Raw genomic sequence first — 1,158 nt, forward strand, 5'->3', positions numbered from 1 at the left:
GCTCGCGCTCGACCCGGTGGAGAAGAAGCCGCTCGCGCGCTGGCGTCCCGGCTCCCTCGTGCTGTCGGTCGGCTCCTACGGCTGCAACCTGCGCTGCCCGTTCTGCCAGAACGCCTCCATCGCCTGCGCGGGGCCCGACGACGTGCCGTGGCGGGAGATGGCCCCCGTCGAGCTGGCCGACCTCGCGCTCGAGGCGCGGGGACGCGGCTGCGTGGGCGTGGCCTACACGCACAACGAGCCGCTCGTGGGCATCGAGTTCGTGATCGACACCGCGCGGCTCGTGCGCGAGCGGGGGATGGCGAACGTGCTCGTGAGCAACGGCATGGTCAACCCGGGCCCGCTCGCCGGGCTCGTGCCGCTCCTGGACGCGGCCAACATCGACCTCAAGGGCTTCTCGCAGGCGTTCTACGAGGTGGCTGGCGGCGACTTCGAGGCCGTGAGGCGCACCATCGCCACGTTGGCCGCGGCTCCCGCCTGCCACCTGGAGGTGACAACGCTCGTCATCCCCGGCCTGAACGACGACGGGGCGACCATCGACGCGGCCGCCGCCTGGCTCGCCTCGCTCGACCCCGCCATCCCGTACCACCTCACGCGCTTCTTCCCCTGCCATCGCATGGCCGACCGCCCGCCCACGCCCGTGGCCGACCTGCACCGCCTCGCCGCCGTGGCCCGCCGGCACCTGGGCGACGTGCTGCTGGGCAACTGCTGAGCGCCATCCCCGCGGTTCCGCTATACTGGCTCCTAACCTGCGAACCGAGGAGAGCCATGCTGCGCTATTTCAAGAAGTACGTCTGGGCCGCCTACGCGCTGTCGGTGCTGATACCCGCGGCGTCGCTCGCCGCCTTCTCCGTGGTGATGGGCGGCAACGTGGTCAAGACGCTGCCGGGGCTGTTCTCGTCGCTCATGTTGTTCTTCGCGTGCCTGTACGTCATGCCGCGCCTCATGGGGCAGCTGGCCGACCGCAAGGCCGAGCAGCTCGTCTCGCTCTACAACGACGGATGCGACCCGGACGCCTTCCGCGCGCAGGCCGCCGCGCCCGCCCGCGCCATCGGGGAGCCGTATACGGAGGCGGGCTCGTGGTTCCTGTCGTTCTACGCGCTGGCGCTGGCCGATGGCGGCCAGGTCGAGGAGGCGGCGCGCATCGGCGAGGGCTTGAGC

General features: G+C 71.5%; 2 protein-coding genes. Both read left to right on the plus strand.

The annotated features are described in order from the left end of the window. On the plus strand, nt 1-709 hold a 709-nt coding region (locus GPA_RS15270), incomplete at its 5' end, for a radical SAM protein (protein ID WP_041239762.1). Nucleotides 710-765: 56 nt separating this feature from the next. Then, nucleotides 766-1,158: hypothetical protein (locus tag GPA_RS19610; protein ID WP_041239763.1), on the plus strand; the 393-nt coding region annotated here is incomplete at its 3' end.

This window comes from Gordonibacter pamelaeae 7-10-1-b, from assembly GCF_000210055.1.
Classification (GTDB): Bacteria; Actinomycetota; Coriobacteriia; order Coriobacteriales; family Eggerthellaceae; genus Gordonibacter; species Gordonibacter pamelaeae.